Origin of the sequence: Salinivibrio sp. MA427 (assembly GCF_001996115.1) — a bacterium.
In the GTDB taxonomy this organism is placed as follows: Bacteria; Pseudomonadota; Gammaproteobacteria; order Enterobacterales; family Vibrionaceae; genus Salinivibrio; species Salinivibrio costicola.
Genome location: NZ_MUFH01000364.1, coordinates 1 through 2,148, shown reverse-complemented (window position 1 = coordinate 2,148; position 2,148 = coordinate 1). Strand labels below are relative to the sequence as shown.

The window sequence follows — 2,148 nt, the reverse complement described above, 5'->3', positions numbered from 1 at the left end:
GAACAAAAGCTCATCGGGCTGACATGTATCAACTTTTTTTCTACAGTAATTGTAATACTATTACAGAAGTAGGAAAATTACAGTTTAAGCAAGCGTCATTGCGGGTTCACTGGGGCAAGCAGGTTGCCATTTCCGCAATCGGCACGAAATAAGTGACGAACAGTCAGAGGGTAACCATGGTTAGAAAAATTGGTGTTTTGACCAGTGGCGGTGATGCGCCAGGTATGAACGCAGCGATTCGCGGTGTGGTTCGCAGCGCATTGAGCGAAGGATTAGAAGTTTACGGTATTTATGACGGGTTTCTTGGCTTGCATCAAAACCGTATCGAACGCCTAAACCGAACAAGCGTATCTGACGTGATTAACCGCGGCGGAACCTTTTTAGGTTCAGCTCGCTTCCCCGAGTTTGCTGACGAAAAAGTACGTGAGCAAGCCATTCAAAATCTAAAAATGCACGGCATTGATGCACTGGTGGTTATCGGTGGTGACGGGTCGTTCATGGGCGCGAAAAAACTGACTGAGATGGGCTATCCTTGTATTGGCCTGCCAGGCACCATTGATAACGACGTCGCCGGTACCGATTATACCATTGGCTATATGACCGCGATGAACACAGTGATCGACGCTATCGACCGTTTGCGTGACACCTCCTCGTCGCATCAGCGGATCTCTATTGTCGAAGTCATGGGGCGCCACTGCGGTGACTTGACCTTAATGGCGTCGATTGCTGGCGGCTGTGAATACATCATCACACCGGAAATTGGTCTTGATAAAGACAAGCTGCTTGCCAAAGTGAAAGAAGGCATTTACAAGGGTAAAAAGCACGCGATCATCGCGATTACAGAGCTAATGACCGATGCTAATGAACTGGCGAAGTTCATCGAAACCGAAACTGGCCGCGAAACACGTGCGACCATTTTGGGCCACATTCAGCGTGGCGGTCAGCCAGGCGCATTTGACCGTATCCTTGCTTCGCGCATGGGTGCCTATGCGGTCGACCTGCTGCAAAACGGCGAAGGCGGACGCTGTGTCGGGATTCAAAATGACAAAATGGTTCACCATGACATCATTGATGCCATTGAAAACATGAAGCGCCCATTCCGTGATGATCTTTACGAAGTGGCAGAAAAACTGTTCTAAGCCGCTCGCGATATTGCGCTGATTAGCGCATGGCGATCAAAAAACGGAACCGTGCGGTTCCGTTTTTTTTGTGGATTGGCGTCAAAGCAGTTATATGCCGTCCCCAGAGATAAACGTTTTGTGTGAGCCGTTAAACTCTTGATCCATATCCAGTGAGGGCATATGTGAACTCGGGCGCCCAACGATTTTAGCCGGCACGCCCGCCACCGTGGTGTGCGGCGGTACAGGGTTGAGCACCACAGAGCATGATCCAATTTTCGCGCCCTCGCCAATATCGATATTGCCAAGGATTTTCGCACCGGCGCCGATCATCACACCGGTCCGAATTTTTGGATGGCGATCACCGCCTTCTTTTCCGGTCCCGCCGAGAGTAACATCTTGCAAGATAGAAACATTATCTTCGATCACCGCCGTCTCACCGATCACGATCCCCGTGGCGTGGTCAAACATGATCCCACGTCCGATAGTGGCCGCCGGATGAACATCCACCTGACTGGTCACTGAAATTTGGTTTTGTAGGTACGTCGCTAACTCTTTGCGACCTTGGTGCCACAGCCAATTTGCCACACGGAAGCCTTGCAAGGCATGAAATCCTTTTAGGTACAGTAAGGGCGTGGAGTACAGTTCCACCGCAGGATCCCGCTCTACCGTGGCACAAATATCGCAGGCAGCCGATTCAGCCACCGACGCATCATTGGCATACACTTCTTCAATCACTTCTCGCACCGCCATCGACGGCATCGACGGCGTCGACAATTTATTGGCCAAAATATAGCTCAGGGCACTGGCGAGATTATCGTGCTTGATAATTGTGGCATGGTAAAAGCTGGCCAACATGGGCTCGCGCTCTGAGTGTTCGCGTGCTTCTGTTTTTACCGCTTGCCACACACGGTTCTGTTGGCATTCTTTTTTAGCCTGATTCACTGCCTTCATCCTTATCAAAAATCACCGGCAACTGGGACGTTCCCCTACCGTGCCAGTGTATAAAAAAAACGCGCGGTTCTCACCC

General features: G+C 50.6%; 2 protein-coding genes. One reads left to right on the top strand and one right to left on the bottom strand.

Going from position 1 to position 2,148, the window contains the following annotated elements; all coding sequences use genetic code 11:
• The first annotated feature begins 176 nt into the window (after positions 1-176).
• Positions 177-1,139, top strand: coding sequence for a 6-phosphofructokinase (gene pfkA / locus BZG79_RS14495; protein WP_025744227.1), 963 nt, complete (start codon positions 177-179; stop codon positions 1,137-1,139).
• 90 nt (positions 1,140-1,229) lie between these two features.
• Here the strand turns inward: pfkA and cysE are convergent, their stop codons facing one another.
• Entirely contained in the window at positions 1,230-2,063 is an 834-nt protein-coding gene (gene cysE, locus BZG79_RS14490; RefSeq protein ID WP_236719494.1) for a serine O-acetyltransferase, read from the bottom strand.
• Positions 2,064-2,148: the final 85 nt, after the last annotated feature.